This window comes from Ralstonia sp. Ralssp135, from assembly GCF_047304345.1.
In the GTDB taxonomy this organism is placed as follows: Bacteria; Pseudomonadota; Gammaproteobacteria; order Burkholderiales; family Burkholderiaceae; genus Ralstonia; species Ralstonia chuxiongensis.
In genome coordinates this window covers 78,161-94,868 of the sequence record NZ_JBGLYZ010000011.1, presented here as the reverse complement: position 1 = coordinate 94,868, position 16,708 = coordinate 78,161, and the positions used below count along the sequence as shown (strand labels likewise).

18 protein-coding genes, 1 tRNA gene and 1 riboswitch are annotated in these 16,708 nt (G+C 63.6%); of the genes, 2 read left to right on the top strand and 17 right to left on the bottom strand.

Annotated elements, in window-relative coordinates:
- Window positions 1–119: 119 nt before the first annotated feature.
- The 17 genes from ACCD03_RS10650 to ACCD03_RS10570 form a co-directional block, all read right to left on the bottom strand.
- Window positions 120–605 carry a nucleoside 2-deoxyribosyltransferase gene (locus tag ACCD03_RS10650; protein ID WP_413411503.1) on the bottom strand — a complete coding sequence of 162 codons (486 nt, stop codon included), beginning with the start codon at window positions 603–605 and terminating at the stop codon, window positions 120–122.
- On the bottom strand, window positions 602–1,666 hold the full coding sequence (locus ACCD03_RS10645) for a LacI family DNA-binding transcriptional regulator (protein WP_413411502.1): 1,065 nt from the start codon (window positions 1,664–1,666) through the stop codon (window positions 602–604). The genes ACCD03_RS10650 and ACCD03_RS10645 overlap by 4 nt, the downstream gene beginning before the upstream one ends.
- 79 nt (window positions 1,667–1,745) lie before the next feature.
- Complete coding sequence (locus tag ACCD03_RS10640) at window positions 1,746–2,720, bottom strand: NAD(P)-dependent oxidoreductase (RefSeq protein WP_413411501.1); 975 nt, start codon at window positions 2,718–2,720, stop codon at window positions 1,746–1,748.
- A 4-nt stretch (window positions 2,721–2,724) separates the two neighbouring features.
- Window positions 2,725–4,005, bottom strand: coding sequence for an MFS transporter (locus ACCD03_RS10635; protein WP_413411500.1), 1,281 nt, complete (start codon window positions 4,003–4,005; stop codon window positions 2,725–2,727).
- Window positions 4,006–4,064: 59 nt separating this feature from the next.
- Window positions 4,065–5,054, bottom strand: coding sequence for a sugar kinase (locus ACCD03_RS10630; RefSeq protein ID WP_413411499.1), 990 nt, complete (start codon window positions 5,052–5,054; stop codon window positions 4,065–4,067).
- A gap of 29 nt (window positions 5,055–5,083) precedes the next feature.
- A complete protein-coding gene (locus tag ACCD03_RS10625) occupies window positions 5,084–5,854 on the bottom strand; it encodes a sugar phosphate isomerase/epimerase family protein (protein ID WP_413411498.1) in 771 nt (256 codons plus the stop codon).
- 272 nt (window positions 5,855–6,126) lie between these two features.
- Window positions 6,127–6,202: transfer RNA gene (locus ACCD03_RS10620), tRNA-Lys, on the bottom strand.
- A 52-nt stretch (window positions 6,203–6,254) separates the two neighbouring features.
- Window positions 6,255–7,370, bottom strand: coding sequence for a YeeE/YedE family protein (locus ACCD03_RS10615; RefSeq protein WP_413411497.1), 1,116 nt, complete (start codon window positions 7,368–7,370; stop codon window positions 6,255–6,257).
- Window positions 7,371–7,376: 6 nt separating this feature from the next.
- The gene (gene queC / locus ACCD03_RS10610) at window positions 7,377–8,051 is read right to left on the bottom strand and encodes a 7-cyano-7-deazaguanine synthase QueC (RefSeq protein WP_413411496.1); all 675 of its coding nucleotides are present in this window, start codon (window positions 8,049–8,051) and stop codon (window positions 7,377–7,379) included.
- 164 nt (window positions 8,052–8,215) lie between these two features.
- Window positions 8,216–9,001, bottom strand: a complete 786-nt coding sequence (ybgF, locus tag ACCD03_RS10605) for a tol-pal system protein YbgF (protein WP_413411494.1) — start codon at window positions 8,999–9,001, stop codon at window positions 8,216–8,218.
- Window positions 9,002–9,069: 68 nt separating this feature from the next.
- Window positions 9,070–9,591: a peptidoglycan-associated lipoprotein Pal gene (gene pal, locus ACCD03_RS10600; protein ID WP_009238838.1), complete on the bottom strand. Its 522-nt coding sequence runs from the start codon at window positions 9,589–9,591 to the stop codon at window positions 9,070–9,072.
- A gap of 29 nt (window positions 9,592–9,620) precedes the next feature.
- Window positions 9,621–10,925 carry a Tol-Pal system beta propeller repeat protein TolB gene (gene tolB, locus ACCD03_RS10595; RefSeq protein WP_024976357.1) on the bottom strand — a complete coding sequence of 435 codons (1,305 nt, stop codon included), beginning with the start codon at window positions 10,923–10,925 and terminating at the stop codon, window positions 9,621–9,623.
- Between the two features lie 67 nt (window positions 10,926–10,992).
- The gene (gene tolA, locus ACCD03_RS10590; RefSeq protein WP_260802873.1) at window positions 10,993–12,021 is read right to left on the bottom strand and encodes a cell envelope integrity protein TolA; all 1,029 of its coding nucleotides are present in this window, start codon (window positions 12,019–12,021) and stop codon (window positions 10,993–10,995) included.
- Window positions 12,022–12,073: 52 nt separating this feature from the next.
- Window positions 12,074–12,508, bottom strand: a complete 435-nt coding sequence (tolR, locus tag ACCD03_RS10585; protein WP_413411493.1) for a protein TolR — start codon at window positions 12,506–12,508, stop codon at window positions 12,074–12,076.
- A 12-nt stretch (window positions 12,509–12,520) separates the two neighbouring features.
- Complete coding sequence (tolQ, locus tag ACCD03_RS10580; protein ID WP_004629517.1) at window positions 12,521–13,213, bottom strand: protein TolQ; 693 nt, start codon at window positions 13,211–13,213, stop codon at window positions 12,521–12,523.
- Complete coding sequence (ybgC, locus tag ACCD03_RS10575; RefSeq protein WP_253536597.1) at window positions 13,210–13,614, bottom strand: tol-pal system-associated acyl-CoA thioesterase; 405 nt, start codon at window positions 13,612–13,614, stop codon at window positions 13,210–13,212. Before ybgC ends, tolQ begins: the two co-directional genes overlap by 4 nt.
- A gap of 69 nt (window positions 13,615–13,683) precedes the next feature.
- Window positions 13,684–14,436 carry an SDR family NAD(P)-dependent oxidoreductase gene (locus ACCD03_RS10570; protein ID WP_413411491.1) on the bottom strand — a complete coding sequence of 251 codons (753 nt, stop codon included), beginning with the start codon at window positions 14,434–14,436 and terminating at the stop codon, window positions 13,684–13,686.
- A gap of 139 nt (window positions 14,437–14,575) precedes the next feature.
- Window positions 14,576–14,704: riboswitch (ZMP/ZTP riboswitch) on the top strand.
- A 134-nt stretch (window positions 14,705–14,838) separates the two neighbouring features.
- Between ACCD03_RS10570 and glyA the strand changes: the two genes are divergently transcribed.
- Together glyA and nrdR are read left to right on the top strand one after the other, a co-directional pair.
- Window positions 14,839–16,086 (top strand): serine hydroxymethyltransferase, encoded by a 1,248-nt coding sequence (glyA, locus tag ACCD03_RS10565; protein ID WP_253536596.1) that lies wholly within the window; start codon window positions 14,839–14,841, stop codon window positions 16,084–16,086.
- A 125-nt stretch (window positions 16,087–16,211) separates the two neighbouring features.
- On the top strand, window positions 16,212–16,661 hold the full coding sequence (nrdR, locus tag ACCD03_RS10560) for a transcriptional regulator NrdR (RefSeq protein WP_027677963.1): 450 nt from the start codon (window positions 16,212–16,214) through the stop codon (window positions 16,659–16,661).
- The last annotated feature ends 47 nt before the right edge of the window (window positions 16,662–16,708 follow it).

Below are 16,708 nucleotides of genomic sequence, written 5' to 3'. Positions count from 1 at the left end.
CCCTTCAATGGTCGTGCGATGCCGCGTGGGCCGATATTTGTCGGGGCTGCCTGGTGCGAAGTAGACGGCCTCGACTGTTCCGAAGGAAGCAATCCGCAACCGCATATCCAGCGCACGGACTATGCGTAGTGCGCGCGCATGCGCTCCAGGCACACGCGCACATCGCCCACGACGAGGCGGCAGCTGCAAGCAATCATGAGGTTGCGCGGCAGGCCGAAATCTTCCACGGCCCAGCCATCTGCATCGTTGCCGTTGGTGTTCGGCACCTGCCCCAAGAGTGGCTCGGCGGGCACGCTGTAGCACCACACGTCTTTGCCACGGGCAATGGCGTAGCCGATTTCAAAGCACGTGCCGGAATCGGGTTCGTAGCCGCGAAAATCCGCGACGTTGGCGAGCACGGCGTCGGCTGAATCGATCAGCGCGATGTTCTGGCGGTAGATTTCCGCGGCGGTCGCAGGGCCATTGGCCTGGGGTGCGATGGAGTTGTCGAGCGGATACAGGCCGATATAGCCGAACTCCTCACACAACGCCTTGAGTGTGTCGCCGTGTGCGACGGGCTCCGGTCGGAAAACGTCCGGCCCGGCAAGATACAGGCGCAACGTCATGACGCCTCCTCCACCGAATGCGCTGTCGACGCACGTTCGACCAGCGTACCCGGCAGCAACACGACTCGCGCATCCCCGCTCACGCCTTCGATGCGCTCATGCACGAATTCGACTGCCTTGTAACCGATGTCGTATGTCGGTTGCCGAATCGTGGTGATGCCGATCAACTCCGCCCACTCCGGATCATCGATCGACAGCAGCGCCGCCCGCTCCTGCCAAGCCGCGCCAAATTGCGTGCGCAGATGCCGCGCAACGACCAGCGCAACCGGCGCGTTGGCAACAAACAGCGCCAGTCGCTTTCCGCCCTGCCGGTGCGCCGCATCGATGCGTGCATCGATCTGTGCCAGCGCACGCTCGACTGACGCCGGATCGGTTGGGTCCAGCACCACGGTCGGCTCCGCTGGACGCCCTTGCGCTGCCATCGTCTCTCGGAAGGCGAGTTCGCGCTCACGCCGCGAACTGACCTGCTCAAACGGCTGCACGATGAACTGGATGGAATCGAAACCTTGATCCAGCAAATGCTGCACACCCAACCTGACGGCGTCGCGGTTATCGAGGCCCACCAAGTCGGCGTCGAACCCTTCGACCGTGCGATCCACCAGCACGGCAGGAATTCCGCCGCCCCGCAGCGGGCGCAACACGGCCTCTTCTGCACCGAGCGCATTGACGATCAATCCCTCGACCCGGTACGTCGTCAGCAACTGGACGAACCGGCGCTCCATCTCGACCTCGTTTGCGGCGTGGCAGATGAGCGGCATGTAGCCGAGCGCGTGGCAGGCCGCCTCCACGCCTTGCAGCACTTCGATCGTATAAGGATTGGTCAGATCAGCAACCAGCATGCCGAGCAGGCGGTTGCGGCCGCGCTTGAGACCGCGCGCCATCTGGTTGGGCCGGTAGTTCAACCGCTGGATGGCGGCTTCGATGCGCTGTCGCAAGTCTTCGGAAAGGACTTGTGTCTCGCCATTCAGATAGCGGGACACGCTGGTCTTGCCGGTTCCCGCTTCGCGGGCCACGTCGGTGATGGTCGCAGGGCGCGAGGAAGAGGATGGGAGATCAGTCACGGTGCGCTTCAGAACAGTCCGTCGGCGCGAGGGGCCGGAGCCAGGGTGCGAGGATCATAGCGCAATCCCGGCATTCGACTCATGAAGCGCGGGCGGGCTCCAGCACCTGCGGATTGACCAGGTTCTCACGCAACGTGGCGGCCAGCGCCTTGACCAGGTTGTCGGCGGCGCAGCGGGCCATGGCGTGTCGCGTCTCGTGCGTTGCGGAGCCGATATGGGGCAACGCAACCACGTTTTTCATCACCGGCAGTGGCGAGTCGGCGGGCAGCGGCTCGTGCTCGAACACGTCCAACCCCGCGCTTCGGATGGTGCCGTTGCGCAATGCATGGATGAGCGCTGCCTCGTCAACGACGGGCCCACGCGACGCATTGATCAGGATCGCGCTGCGCTTCATCTTCGCCAACTCCTCCGCGCCGATCAGGTGCTGCGTTTCAGGCGTCAGCGGCACCTGCAGGCAAATAAAATCGGCTTCGGCCAGCAACGTGTCGAGCGTCACGCGGCGCGCGCCGTACTGCGCTTCGGCCTCGGGATGTGGATGCCGGTTCGTGTACAGCACACGCATCCGGAAACCCAGCGCTGCGCGGCGAGCCACTGCCGCACCAATGCGGCCCAGTCCGACGATGCCGATCGTCTTGCTGTGAACGTCCGTGCCATAGAGCTCGGGGCCGATGCTGCGCTGCCAGTTGCCTGCCCGGACCCACTCAGCAAGCTCCACGACGCGACGCGCCGACGCGAGAATCAGCGAGAACACGGTATCGGCGGTCGACTCGGTCAACACATCCGGTGTGTGCGCCAGCGCAATGCCACGACGCGTGAGATCAGGCACGTCGAAATTGTCATAGCCCACAGAGATCGTGGACCACGCCTTGAGCCGGGGCGCGCGGTCGAGCATCTGCGGCGTGATCTTCAGGCTTGCACCGATCGCGCCCTCGGCGTGGGCAAGCGCCTCGGTCAACGCCGCAGCGCCGTCGACCTGCACGAGTTCGACATGCTCGCGCAACTGGGCCGCGACATCGTCAGGCAACGGCTTGTAGGCAACGACAAGAGGTTTCATCAGTTCATTTTCCAGGCACGGGGTGGGCAAGCGCGGAAACATCACGCGGTTGCGGCTTGACGCGGAGCGTGAAGATCACGGCTGCCAAAAGCGCGGCGCTCATGAATGCGTACGACGCAAGCGGCGAGCCGGTGGCACCGTTCAGGTAGCCCACGAAGTACGAGCCAACAAACGAACCGAGGGCACCCATGCTGTTGATCAGCGCCATCGCGCCACCCGCGACGTTCTTCGGCAGCAGCTCCGGCACGATGGCGAAAAACGGGCCATACGGCGCATACATCGCCGCACCGGCAATGACGAGCAACGCGTACGACATCCAGAAATGCGTTGACCCAAGTCCATACGATGCGGCAAACGCCGCAGCGCCCACTAGCAGGAACGGCCAAACGAAACCGCGCCGCGAACCGACCTTGTCAGACGCCCACGACGCCACGAGCATCGCGATGGTGGCAGCCAGATACGGCAGCGCCGACAGCCAGCCCGTTTCGACCATGCTGAGCGACGAGCCGTTCTTCACGATGGATGGCAGCCACAGCACGAAGCCGTAGACGCCGATGCTCCAGCAGAAATACTGCGCGCACAGCTTGATGACGACAGGCGAGCGGAAAGCCTCGCCATAGTTGCGCATCGGCTTGATGGCCGCCTGCTCCGCCGCCAATGCCTGTTCCAGGTCGCGCTTTTCCTGTGCGCTCAGCCACGATGCCTGCGCGGGCTTGTCCTGCACCAGGCACCACCAGCACACGGCCCAGATGATGGCGGGCACGCCCTCGGCGATGAACATATGGCGCCAGCCGAACTCGCGCACGAGGTAGCCCGACACCACCGACATCCAGAGCACGGTCACGGGATTGCCGAGAATCAGGAACGTGTTCGCGCGCGATCGTTCCTGCTTGGTAAACCAGTTGCTGATGTAGATGAGCATCGCGGGCATGACGGCCGCCTCAACCACGCCCAGCACGAACCGGATCGCCAGCAGCGAGGGAATGTCACTCACGACGCCCGTGAGCGCCGCGCACATCCCCCACAACACCAGGCTGATGAAGACGAGCTTCTTCACGCTGCGGCGTTCTGCGTAGATCGCGCCCGGAATCTGGAAGAAGAAATAGCCGAGGAAGAACAGCGCGCCAATCAACGACGACAGCCCCTGGCTGATCCCCAGATCGTGATTGATGCCGGCCGCCGCCGCGAAGCCATAGTTCGCGCGATCGAGGTAGGCCAGGCTGTAGGTGATAAAGACGATCGGCATGATCATCCACCAGCGCCGCGCAGCGAGTTGCGTTGCCATGGTCGTGTCTCCTTTGATGGTTTGCGTCGCCCGCGAGGTGCGGCAGTCGAAGCGCTGCGTTACACGCTGGAAATGGGTTCCGGCTCGCACACAATGCGGGCCGCTTGTTCAAGCACATCAAGCTCGGCGCGGGTCGGAAGGCCTTCGGAATCCCCGATCACCTGGATCGCCAGCGCGCCGATACGGTTGCCGCGCGCAACGGCCAATTCGGGTGACTGCCCTTCGAGCAGAGCGCTGACAACGCCCACCGCAAAGCCGTCGCCCGCGCCCACCGTGTCGACCACGCGCTCCACGCGCACGCCGTCGGCGATGCCTTCTGCACCGTCGGCGGTCTGGTAGTACGCGCCGGCAGCACCCAGCTTGATGGCAACGCCACGGGCACCTTGATCGAGATAGAAGCGGGCGATATCGGCCGGGCTGTCATAGCCGGTCAGTTTCTGCCCCTCGGCCAAGCCAGGCAGCACCCAATCGGAAAGCGCCGCCAGCGCGTTCAGCGTGCGCGCCATCTCGGCAGCGGACGGCCACAGCGTGGGTCGCAGATTCGGATCGAACGAGATCGAGCCACCCGCCGCGCGCATTTCCCTCGCGAAGTGAAACGCAAGTTCACACGACGATGCAGAAATCGCGGGGGCCACACCCGTGAGATGCAGATGGCGAGCGCCGAGCACATAGTCGGCCACATAGTCGGCGCAGGAGAGCCGGCTGGCGGCCGACCCCTTGCGGAAGTACTCAACACGCGGGTCGCTGCCGTCGTCAGCCCGCGACTTCAGCTGGAAGCCGGTCGGATATTGTCGATCTACCGTCACGCACGAGGCATCGATCCGTTCGCGCGCCAGCGTCTCCAACACATATTCGCCAAACGAATCCTGCCCTACCCGGCTCACATAGCCGACGCGAAAACCGAGGCGGCTCAAGCCAACGGCCACGTTCAGATCGGCACCCGCAATCCGCTTGGTGAACTGCGTGGCCTGCGCGAGCGGCCCAGGCGCCGTCGCCACGAACATCGCCATGGCTTCGCCGTAGGTGATGACATCCAACATCTGTGACATGCGTAAGCTCCTTTGATGTTGAGTCACAGTCAGGCGGCCTTGAGCCACGTGACATGCCGATGCGCATCGACAGCGAGATCGACCGCGTCGAACGGAAATTCGATGCCGCGCGGAACATCGCCCGGCAATGCCGCCAGCACAGCGGCGAACCGCGCATCGTTGCCCGCGGGTGCCACCGCAAAACGACGTGCACCCTCGCCCGCGACGCTTTTGCAATGGATGTATTCAACGTACGGAGCCAAGGCCCGTGCGCACGCCAGCGGCGCTTCGCCCGACCATTCCCAGTTGCCGACGTCGAACGTCATGCCCAGCATGTCGGCCACACCCGCGCTTTCCAATGCGTCGAACAAACCTCGGAACTGCGCGAGCGAGCCACCCACCGTCTGCTGACCGTTCTCAACCAGCACCCGTGGGCGCCAGCCTTGCAGCAATTGGGCCAGCGCCTCTGCCGACGCATCATCGGCAAACCCGCCAAGCTGGAACTTCACGATGCGCGCGCCCAAGGCTTGCGCTTCGACCAGCGCGCCGCGGATAGCGACAGCGTCCAGAGCACCGTCGTCCGTGTACAGCGTGGCCGGCGTCGAATAGACCGCCCAGAGATCATGCGCGGCAATCAGCCGGCCCAAGGCAGCGAGAAGCGTTGTCGATACCGCGCCATCGAGCCCCGCCGGCAACAGTTCACGCCGCACCTCGAAGCCGGCGGCACCGACCGACGCGGCCACGGGAACATAGGCGTGATGTCCCTGATCCAGCACCTGGGCGGCGCCGAACGCGCTCGCCACGATCACGATATCTGCCATTTGTGCGCTTTTCTCCGTATGGAACCGGTTCCATTAGAGGATATGGTGGTTGTTGGTAGCTATCAGCGCTATAGAGGAAATCCCTAGCGGCGCCGGCAGAATGCGACGCGCCGGGCATGTGACCGGCGACGATCTGGGGATGACGCTATGGGAAAGGCGCAGCGTGCTATCGATGTCGAAGCTGCAGCCACGCAGAGCGCGAGGAGATGAAGTTGTCCGGAAGGACAGCCAAACAAAAAGGGCCGACAGTTGCCTGTCAGCCCTTCGAATTTTGGTGGGTCCTGCGGGATTCGAACCCGCGACCAATAGATTAAAAGTCTACTGCTCTACCGACTGAGCTAAAGACCCCAAAGACCGCGATTATAGGAAGGTATCGGCGATTCTGTCAACGCCCGTCAGATCAAGCCAGACGCTCCATCCGCCACATCTGGTAGCGGAACGCCAGCACCGCGCCGATCACAATACCGGCCAGCGCGATGAACGAGCCGATTGCCAGTGTCGACACGCCCGACAGCCCCTGCCCGATCGTGCAACCCAGCGCCGTGACGCCACCAATGCCCATCAGGATGCCGCCAATGATGTGGTTGCCCGTGTCCTCGGCATTGGCAAAACCTTCCCAGCGGAACGAACGCGTGGCCAGTGCCACCGCCGCCGAGCCCGCAATCACGCCCAGCACGCTCACGATGCCGACCGTCAGCACCTTCGACGTATCGCTGAAGAACATCAGCCACTCCAGCGTGTACGACACCGGCGCCACGAAGCTCAGCGCTTCCATGCGGCCGCTGTTGGTCGCCACAAACGCTTCCTGCAGCGTGTTCGGATCTTCCTGCACGTAGCCCAGATGCCCCGAGACGTACCACATGCCGACGATGATGAGCCCGACGCCGATGCCTCCGAGCAGGTTGTCACCCGTGCGGAAATCGCGCGCGAGCAGCGTCCACAGCGACAGCGCCCCGCCAATCACCAGCGCCAGCACCAGGCGCAGCATGCGCGCATCGGCGGAGAACGCGTGGCTCAGCACGCTCGGCAGATCCTGCGATGTCGGCAACGTAATGGCCACGCTGTCCACCGTCGCCACACGCACCACGCCAAACACGCCCTTGAGCGTCATGTACGCCGCCAGCCCCAGAAACACAAACACGACGACCGACTTCAGATTGCCGCCGCCAATGCGCACCAGCGTCTTGCTGCCGCAGCCCGAGCCCAGCACCATGCCGAAACCGAAAAGCAGACCGCCCACTAGCGACGACAGCCACAGCAGCTTGCTCGCCGTGTAGATCGTCTTGCTTGTATCGATCAGGCCAAGCCAACTCAGGCAGCCCGTGCCGATCATGGCCACGCCGATGGCCAGCGCCCACATGCGCAACCGGTTCCAGTCGCCGATGTTGACGACGTCGGACACCGCACCCATCGTGCAGAAGTGCGTGCGCTGGAGGATCGCGCCAAACACGAACGTAAGCGCAAACGTGGCCCACAGCACCGTGTGAGACAACGCGTTGAGGTCGATATCGGGCATGGCGCGTCAGATGTAGCGGGTGGGGTCGGGCACGCCGGCGGCTTCAAACCCGGCCTTGCGGATCCGGCACGAATCGCACACGCCGCACGCGCGGCCGTCGTCGTCGGCCTGGTAGCACGACACAGTCAGGCCGTAGTCCACGCCCAGCCGCACGCCGGCCTGGATGATCTCTGCCTTGGTCATGTTGATGATGGGTGCGTTCACGCGGATGCGCTCGCCTTCCACGCCGGCCTTCGTCGCCAGGTTGGCCAGCGTTTCATAGGCGGCAACGTATTCGGGACGGCAATCCGGATAGCCGGAGTAGTCCACCGCATTCGCGCCAAAGAATAGATCACGTGCGCCAACCGCCTCGGCCCAGCCAAGCGCCAGCGACAGCATGATCGTGTTGCGCGCCGGCACGTACGTGATTGGGATGCCCGATTGCGCACCGTCGGTCGGCACGTCAAGCGCATCGTCCGTCAATGCGGAACCACCGAACTTGCGCAAGTCCAGATCGACGATTTCATGGCGCACTGCGCCCAGCGTCGCCGCCACTTTCTTGGCTGCTTCCAGCTCAGACGAATGGCGCTGGCCATAGCGCATCGACAGCGCGTAAGTCTCAAAGCCATCGGCATTGGCCATGGCGAGCACGGTGGCAGAGTCCAGCCCGCCGGAGAGCAGGACGATGGCGCGTTTTTTCATGGGCGAAGCCTTGCAAAGCAAATCGGGAAGGCCCGCATTTTAGCGTGCCGCCGCCCTGCCCGCGCCCGGCCCGACATATTCCCGCCATTCGGTGCCCCCCATGAAAAACGCCCGCCGGTGCAGCCACGGGCGGGCGTTTGTTCAGATGCTGGGCGGCTTGCCGATCAGCGCATCGTCTTCAGACGGCTTTGCGCGGTCTTGGCCTGCTCGGTACCGGGATACTGCGAGACCACCGATTCCAGCGTCTTGCGTGCAGCGGCCTTCTGGCCCGACTCGCCCTGGTTGGTCGCCACCTGCAGCAGCGCATCGGGCGCCTTCGGATGCTGCGGGTTGCTGCGCGCCATGTTCTCCAGCACGTAGCTCGAGCCCTTGTAGTCGCGCTGCGCATAGAGCGCATTGCCCAGCCAGAACTGCGCCAGCGGCAGATACGGGCTTTGTGGATACTTCTTCACGAACGCCGAGAACTGGTTGCCCGCGCCCTTGAAGTCGCCGCCCTGGAACGCCTTGAGCGCAGCGTCGTATTCCGGCTTCTCGTTCGGCTGGACCATGCCTTCGCGGCCGTCCACCGTCGCTTGCTGCGGCTCGAACTTCTTCAGGCGCGCGTCCAGATCAGAGTAGTAATCCTTCTGCTGCTTGGTCAGCGTATCGACGCTGTTCTGCAGCACTTCGTTCTGCCCGCGCAAGCGCGCCACTTCCGATTTAAGCGTTTCAATCTGATTTTGCGCGTCGATCAGGTTCTTACTGTTCTGATCGATGCGCTGGGCCGCCGTCGACTGGAAGTTGTTGAACTTGTCGCGCATGTCGATGATGGCGCGGCGCGCCTCATCGTCGTCAAACACCCCCGCTGCCGCCGGGCCGGCCATGGTGAGGGCGCCACCCGCGACGAGCGTCGCCATCAGGATGGCCCGACGCACGGCCCCATAAGCGCGCTGTTTCATCATCGTATTCATGTGATTGCCAACGTAAGAACGCCGGCCGCAACCTCGCAGCCGGCGCGTTCCACTTCAAACCGTACCGATTAATAGACGATATCGGCGCGGCGGTTCTGTGCCCACGAATCTTCATCGTGGCCGGTCGCTTGCGGCTTTTCCTTACCCAGGCTAACGGCTTCCATCTGGCTGTCAGGCACGCCCATCGACGACAGGGCGCGACGCACGGCCTCGGCACGCTTCTGACCCAGTGCGAGGTTGTATTCGCTGGTGCCGCGCTCGTCGGTGTTGCCCTGGATCAGGACCTTACGCTGGTTGTGCGACTGGAGGTAACGCGAGTGCTGACCCAGCAGGCCTTGGTACTCCGGCTTGACCGAGTAGCTGTCGAAATCGAAGTAGATGCTGCGCTTGGCCAGCGGGCTGTTCGGGTCGGTCAGTTCGTCACGGCCCACGTCCACCGGGGTCACCGTGCGGGCATCAGCGCCAGTGCCGGCAGCACCGCCCGTACCGTTCTTGGCGGTGTCATCGAGCTTCACGCCCGAGCTGCAAGCGCCCAGGGCCAGCAGCGCGGCAATGGCTGCGAGTTTGATCATGGTTTGGGACTTCGACATGTCCGATTTCTCCTAGTGGAACAGCTTCGTTATTGCATGAAAGGACCCCACGCCGGCTCACGAACTTCGCCGGCCTGGAGGGAAAGAACCTGACGCGTACGGCCATCGGTCGACACGGCGGCCAACACCGATTTGCCGCCAACGCGCGTGGAATACAGGATGAACTTGCCGTTGGCCGCAAAGCTCGGCGATTCATCGTGCGATGTATCCGTCAGCGCATTCACATCGCCGTTGGACAAGTCCTGCGTGTACAGGCGGAACGCGCCGCCCACGCGTGAGATGTACGCCAGCAGCTTGCCGTCCGGCGACACACGCGGGCTCGTGTTGTAATTGCCCTTGAACGTCACGCGTTGCGCACCGCCCGACTCTTCGCCATCAACCGACATGCGATAGATCTGCGGCGCACCGCCACGGTCGCTGGTGAAATAGATATAGCGGCCATCCGGCGAGAACGACGGCTCCGTATCGATCGCGCTGCTGCGGCTCAGGCGGCGCAGGCCCGAGCCATCGGCGTTGACCATGTAGACCTGCGTATTGCCATCGCGCGAGAGCGACACCGCCACGTGGCGGCCGTCCGGCGACCAGGCCGGCGCCGAGTTGTTGCCCTTTTGGTTCGAGATGACCGTGCGGCGGCCCGCCACCAGGTCATGCACGTACACCACCGGCTTCTTGCTCTCGAACGACACATACGCGACCTTGGTGCCGTCCGGCGACCACGACGGCGAGATGATCGGCTCATTGCTCGTCAATGCGATCTGCGGGTTGGCACCGTCCGAGTCGGAAATCTGCAGCTGGAAGCGGCGGCCAACCTTGGACACGTACGACAGACGCGTCGCAAAAATGCCGCGCTCGCCAATCAACTTCTGATAGATGTAATCGGCAATTTCGTGTGCGGCCAAGCGCAGTTGGCCAGGGCCGCGCGTAAGCGACAGACCGCCCAGGCTTTCGCCCTTGGCGGTGTCGTACAGGCGGAAGCGGATTTCGTAGCGATCGCCGTTGCGGGTCACGGTGCCGCCCACAAATGCTGCTGCGCCCTTGGTTTTCCAGGCACCAAGGTCAGGTGCCGGGCTTTCCGGCACCACCGCACCGGCAACATCGACGTTCGAGAATCGGCCGCTGCGCACCAGGTCTGCCCGGACGATGGCCGAGAGGTTTTGCGGGGCTTGTGCCTCACCCTGGAAGTTGGCGATCGCGATCGGGTACTGGCTGGCGCCCACGCCCGAGATCTCCACGTTGAGCTGGGCATGGGCCACGCCGGCGCTTGCCGCAGTCAGCAGCAGTGCCTGCGCTGCGCGTCGGAACATCGGGATCCACATCGTTCGCATCATGTTCATCTTCCCTACTATCAAATCCGGAATCTGAGTACCGTCGGCCGGCGCCGCCTGCGCGCGCACCGACCCGTTATTCCTTCGGCCGGAACGTCAGGATGACGCTCGACGGCGCTTTGCCATTGGTATCGCGTGGCAACGGGTCAGAGCGCTCAACCGCGCGCATGACAGCCTCGTCATAGGCGCCGTTGCCGCTCGATTTCGTCAGCCGCTTGGACAAGATCGAACCATCCGGCGCCATCTGCACCGACACGACCGCCGACGGGTTGCCATTGACCGCCGAAGGATCGAACAGGATGTTTGGCTTAACCTTGGCTCGCACACGCTCGGCATACCCTGCCGATGCTGTACCGCCCGTGCCCTGAGCATTGCCGACACCACCACCGGAGCCCGCCACCGTGCCCGTCGCACCCGCACCCGCCATTGCGCGCAGCCGATCCAGCTGCGCCTGGCGTTGCGCATTGGCGCGCGATTCATTCGCCTTACGCTCGGCATCGGCCTTGGCCTTGGCTTCTGCGGCAGCCTTGGCTTTCAATTCCTTCTGCTTCGCTTCGGCTTCCGCCTTGGCTTTTGCTTCCGCCTGGGCTTGCAGTTGCGCATTCTTGCGAGCCTGCGCCGCGTCCGCGGCAGCCTTCTCGGCCGCCTTTTCCTTGGCCTGCTGTTCGGCCAGAGCCTTGCGCTGGAGTTCCGCCTGACGGGCTTGTTGCTCTTCCTTCAGACGGGCCTGACGCTGCGCTTCGGCACGGTCTTCCGCGGCGCGGCGGGCGAGCTCGGCCTCACGGGCGGCTGCAGCCTCCTGCTCGCGCTTGCGCTTCTGCTGCTCCAGCGCGATATCGGCTTCCTCTTCCACCTTGGCCGGCGGCGCCTTGATCACCGGTTCCGGCTTGACTTCTGGCACGGGCGCGGCCTGCTGTACGGCTTGCTGAACCGCCGCCTCGTCCCACAGCTCCGCCTCTTCGCCGCGCGGGGTGCTGCTCTGCCACTGCACACCAAAGTACAGAAAGATGATCAGCAGAACGTGTGTCAGGACCGCCAGCCCGAACGCGCGCAGCGTACCGCGCTCGCGCACAGGCTCATAACGATGCAACGACGTCGTAGTCATGACGTTCAGGTTGCCCCGCCTTGGTTCGTCAACGCTGGGTTCATCAAGGTGCTCATGACGATTTCACCATCAGGCCGACGCGCTTCACGCCATCGGCCTTGAGCACGCTCATCACGGTCAGCACGCGGTCGTATTGGACGGACTTGTCGGCGGCAATCACGACGGGCTGGTCGGGGTTTTCGTCAGTGCGCTGCTTCACAAATGCGCGCAGCTCGTTGTTGTTGGCGAGCTTCTGCTCGATTGCTCCCGAACCTGTTTTGACGCGAGCAAAGATCGTGCCGTCACCCTTGATGGTCACGACGATGGGCGGCTGGGTCTGTTGCGGCGTGGCGTTGGCCACGGAGGGCAAATTGACCACCCCCGGGTTCACCACGGGCGCCGCCACCATGAAGATGACCAGCAGCACCAACATCACGTCGATGTACGGAACGACGTTGATGTCGGCCTTGGCCCGTCGGGCGCGGCGCGTTCGCTGGATGGTAGCCATGAGCGCGGCTCCTTAGCGCGTCTGGCGCTGGAGGATGTTCGAGAACTCTTCCATGAAGCTCTCGAAGCGGTTGGCCAGGCGGTCCATCTCGGTGGCGTAGCGGTTGTAGGCAATCACCGCCGGAATGGCCGCAAACAGGCCGATGGCCGTGGCGACCAGCGCTTCGGCAATACCGGGCGCCACCGCCGACAGCGTCGCCTGCTGCACGTTGGACAGGCCGCGGAAGGCGTTCATGATCCCCCAGACGGTACCGAACAGGCCGATGTACGGGCTGACAGAGCCGACGGATGCCAGGAACGGCAGGTGCGATTCGAGCGAGTCCATCTCACGCTGGTAGGCCGCGCGCATGGCACGGCGGGAAGCATCGAGAATGGCGCTCGGATCGCCGCCGCCGCGCTGCAACTCGCGCGCCTTGAGGTATTCGCGCATGCCGGCTTCAAAGATGCGCTCCAGCGCCCCGGTGGTGTGGCGGTTGTTGGCGGCGCTCTGATACAGCGCCTGCAGGTCGCCGCCGGCCCAGAAATCGCGCTCGAACGATTCGGTCTGGCTGCGCGCGGCGCGCAGGGCAAAGGCTTTGCGGAAGATGTACGTCCAGGAGAACAGCGACATCACCAGCAGCAGGCCCATGACGAATTGGACCAGGAGGCTGGCGTGCAGCACCAGCGAGACGATCGACAGATCTTGTGTGACCTCGACGGGATTCATGCGGCGGCTTTGATGGTTGCGAGTACGGGAGCGGGAATCGGGGTCGGCCGGAAAGTGAGCCGGTCGACACATCCAACACGAATCGTGCCTGATGCGAGCAAAATGTCGCCGCGCCAGCCTTCCTGGGCGAATTGGACCGACGCGGGGCCGACCCGTTCCATACGCGAACGGATCTGCAGCAGGTCATCCAGGCGTGCTGGCGCGCGGTAGTCCACGGCGGTGCTACGCACCACGAAAATGGCCCCGGTCGTGTCGGCCAGCGCCTGCTGGTCGACCCCAAGCGCGCGCAGCCACTCAGTGCGGGCGCGCTCGAAAAATTTCAAATAGTTGGCGTAAAACACCACGCCACCTGCGTCGGTATCTTCCCAATACACGCGCAGGTTCCAGTCAAAAGAAGCCATCGGGTAATTTTACCAAGACGCAAGTGACGGCCAGCCATCCACCGACCGGCCGAGGGCTTGCGCTGGGATTCAGGCCATGCCTCGCGTCACGCTGGTGGCCAAGAATGACTGGCAAACGGGCATCAGCTCCATCGCGTTGACATTGAAGTGCGCGGGAAGCGCCGCCATCCAGTAGACGGCCTCGGCGATGTCATCGGCCGTCAGGGCTTCCGTGCCTTCGTAGACCTTCTCCACGCGGGCATCGTCGCCCTTGAAACGCACGTTGGAAAACTCTGTGCCGGAGCAAAGACCTGGCTCGACGTTCGAGACGCGTACGCGTGTGCCGGTCAGGTCCGCGCGCAAGTTCAGCGAAAACTGGCGCACGAACGCCTTGGTCGCGCCATACACGTTGCCGCCCGGATACGGGTACGTCCCGGCGATGGAGCCGATATTGATGATATGACCGCGGTTGCGCTCGACCATGGCCGGAAGCAACGCACGCGTCATATGAACCAGCCCGGAGCAGTTGGTGCCGATCATACGGTCCCAATCAGACAGATCAGCGCGCTGGGCGGGTTCGAGGCCCAGGGCCAGGCCAGCGTTGTTGACCAGCACGTCGACTTCGCGCCAGCCCTCAGGCAGCGTGCCCGGCAACGCCGCAACGGCATCGGCGTCCAGCACGTCCAGCACGAATGGCAGCACGGCGTCGCCCAATTCAGCCTTGAGCACGTCGAGGCGGTCCTGGCGACGGCCTGCCGCGATTACACGATGGCCTTCTCGCACGAAACGCCGCGCGATGGCCGCGCCGAACCCGGCGGTTGCGCCGGTCACGAATACGATCATGGAAGTGTCTCCGGACCTTAAGAAAGCGAAAGATCAGAGTTTACCTGAAGCCTTGATCCGCATTGCACTGCAATGTGCGTGTCTGCACGCTCGCTTCTTGCGGCGGCCATGGGGCTGTCGTACACTCGCGGGCAACCATTCCACCTTGCGCGACTGGCGAATCCTGAAGCTGCTTCAGCAGCTTCGACATGTGGGCAGCGACCACGAGGAAGCGCAAGGTTTCTGGCGTCATGCACAACGGCGCCTGCCGCTCGCCTGGGCAGCGAATGGGAAGCACAGGGTGACTTGGACACCCGCTGCAATCGGCCAACACCGGGCGCAGTTGTTCAAGCCGCGCGCATGTTTCCCCACGCCTCGCCCGATCTCCGCCATTTCCGTTTTGTTTCAGACCAGACACTCGCCATGTTCGAACGCAGCCGCTATACGATCGACCAGATCGATCCCGAAATCTTTGCCGCCATCCAGAAGGAAAATCAGCGTCAGGAAGACCACATCGAGCTGATTGCCTCCGAGAACTACACCTCGCCGGCCGTGATGGCAGCGCAGGGGTCGCAACTGACCAACAAGTACGCTGAAGGCTACCCCGGCAAGCGTTACTACGGCGGTTGCGAATATGTGGACGTGGTGGAACAGCTCGCCATCGACCGCGTGAAGCAGCTGTTTGGTGCCGAAGCCGCCAACGTGCAGCCGAACTCGGGCTCGCAGGCCAACCAGGGCGTGTTCTTCGCCGTGCTCAAGCCGGGCGACACGATCATGGGCATGAGCCTGGCCGAAGGCGGCCATCTGACGCACGGCATGGCGCTCAACATGAGCGGCAAGTGGTTCAACGTTGTGAGCTACGGCCTCAACGCGCAGGAAGACATCGACTACGAAGCGCTCGAGGCCCTGGCGCAAGAGAAAAAGCCGAAGCTGATCATTGCCGGCGCGTCCGCATTTGCGCTGCGCATCGATTTCGAGCGCATCGGCAAGATCGCCAAGTCGATCGGCGCGTACTTCATGGTGGACATGGCGCACTACGCCGGCTTGATCGCCGCAGGCGTGTACCCCAACCCCGTGCCGCACGCTGATTTTGTGACGACGACCACGCACAAGAGCCTGCGCGGCCCGCGCGGCGGCGTGATCCTGATGAAGGCTGAACACGAAAAGGCCATCAACTCGGCGATCTTCCCAGGTATCCAGGGCGGCCCGCTGATGCACGTGATCGCCGGCAAGGCCGTGGCGTTCAAGGAAGCCCTGTCGCCGGAGTTCAAGGCTTATCAGCAACAGGTCGTGAAAAACGCTGCCGCCATGGCCGAAACGCTGATGGCCCGTGGCCTGCGCATCGTGTCGGGCCGCACCGAAAGCCATGTGATGCTGGTCGATCTGCGCGCCAAGAAGATCACCGGCAAGGAAGCCGAAAAGGTGCTGGGTGATGCACACATCACCGTCAACAAGAACGCGATTCCGAACGACCCGGAGAAGCCGTTTGTGACGTCGGGTGTGCGCCTGGGTTCGCCGGCAATGACCACGCGTGGCTTCAAGGAAGCCGAGGCCGTGACGGTCGCGCACCTGATCGCCGATGTGCTGGACAACCCGCACGACGAAGCAAACATCGCCGCCGTGCGCGCCAAGGTGGCTGAGCTGACCAAGCGGTTCCCGGTCTACGCCTAAGGCATCCGCCGATGGCCGGATCTTCCGGCCACGTAGTACCCTGCCGCGATGCGCCCGCCCGGGCCATCGCGGCGTTGTTCTTTTAGCGCAGTGCGTTCTTTGAGGTTGCCGAGGAGACCACCGGCATGAAATGCCCCTTTTGCGGCCACGCGGCCACCCAGGTGATTGATACCCGCATGTCGGAGGAAGGCGATACCGTGCGCCGCCGCCGTCGCTGCGAATCCTGCGACCGCCGCTTCACGACCTACGAACGCATCGAGCTGTTCTTCCCCGCCGTCGTCAAAAAGAACGGCAGCCGCGTCGACTACGACCGCAACAAGGTCAAAGACTCCATGCGCTTGGCGCTGCGCAAGCGCCCCGTTTCCGCTGAAGCCATCGACGAAGCCATCGCCCGCATCGAAGAAAAACTGCTCAGCCACGGCGAGAAGGAAATCGGCAGCGACCGCGTGGGCGAGCTCGTGATGCGCGAACTCAAGCGGCTGGACAAGATCGGGTACATCCGGTTTGCGTCGGTGTATCGGAGTTTTGAGGATGTGTCGGAATTTCGCGACATGCTCGACGAATTCCGCCAATAGACGCTGTTTTCCCCCGCTGCTCCGGCTAGCGTTCCGACCAAAATTTC

Excerpts from the sequence above, each read along its gene's own strand:
- ybgC (WP_253536597.1), bottom strand. The coding sequence starts at position 13,614 with ATGGCTTCTTTTGACTGGAACCTGCGCGTGTATTGGGAAGATACCGAC.
- ACCD03_RS10635 (WP_413411500.1), bottom strand. The coding sequence starts at position 4,005 with ATGGCAACGCAACTCGCTGCGCGGCGCTGGTGGATGATCATGCCGATC.
- ACCD03_RS10630 (WP_413411499.1), bottom strand. The coding sequence starts at position 5,054 with ATGTCACAGATGTTGGATGTCATCACCTACGGCGAAGCCATGGCGATG.
- glyA (WP_253536596.1), top strand. The coding sequence starts at position 14,839 with ATGTTCGAACGCAGCCGCTATACGATCGACCAGATCGATCCCGAAATC.
- tolA (WP_260802873.1), bottom strand. The coding sequence starts at position 12,021 with ATGACTACGACGTCGTTGCATCGTTATGAGCCTGTGCGCGAGCGCGGT.
- nrdR (WP_027677963.1), top strand. The coding sequence starts at position 16,212 with ATGAAATGCCCCTTTTGCGGCCACGCGGCCACCCAGGTGATTGATACC.
- queC (WP_413411496.1), bottom strand. The coding sequence starts at position 8,051 with ATGAAAAAACGCGCCATCGTCCTGCTCTCCGGCGGGCTGGACTCTGCC.
- ACCD03_RS10640 (WP_413411501.1), bottom strand. The coding sequence starts at position 2,720 with ATGAAACCTCTTGTCGTTGCCTACAAGCCGTTGCCTGACGATGTCGCG.
- ACCD03_RS10570 (WP_413411491.1), bottom strand. The coding sequence starts at position 14,436 with ATGATCGTATTCGTGACCGGCGCAACCGCCGGGTTCGGCGCGGCCATC.
- tolQ (WP_004629517.1), bottom strand. The coding sequence starts at position 13,213 with ATGAATCCCGTCGAGGTCACACAAGATCTGTCGATCGTCTCGCTGGTG.
- pal (WP_009238838.1), bottom strand. The coding sequence starts at position 9,591 with ATGTCGAAGTCCCAAACCATGATCAAACTCGCAGCCATTGCCGCGCTG.
- tolB (WP_024976357.1), bottom strand. The coding sequence starts at position 10,925 with ATGAACATGATGCGAACGATGTGGATCCCGATGTTCCGACGCGCAGCG.
- ybgF (WP_413411494.1), bottom strand. The coding sequence starts at position 9,001 with ATGAATACGATGATGAAACAGCGCGCTTATGGGGCCGTGCGTCGGGCC.
- ACCD03_RS10615 (WP_413411497.1), bottom strand. The coding sequence starts at position 7,370 with ATGCCCGATATCGACCTCAACGCGTTGTCTCACACGGTGCTGTGGGCC.
- ACCD03_RS10625 (WP_413411498.1), bottom strand. The coding sequence starts at position 5,854 with ATGGCAGATATCGTGATCGTGGCGAGCGCGTTCGGCGCCGCCCAGGTG.
- tolR (WP_413411493.1), bottom strand. The coding sequence starts at position 12,508 with ATGGCTACCATCCAGCGAACGCGCCGCGCCCGACGGGCCAAGGCCGAC.
- ACCD03_RS10650 (WP_413411503.1), bottom strand. The coding sequence starts at position 605 with ATGACGTTGCGCCTGTATCTTGCCGGGCCGGACGTTTTCCGACCGGAG.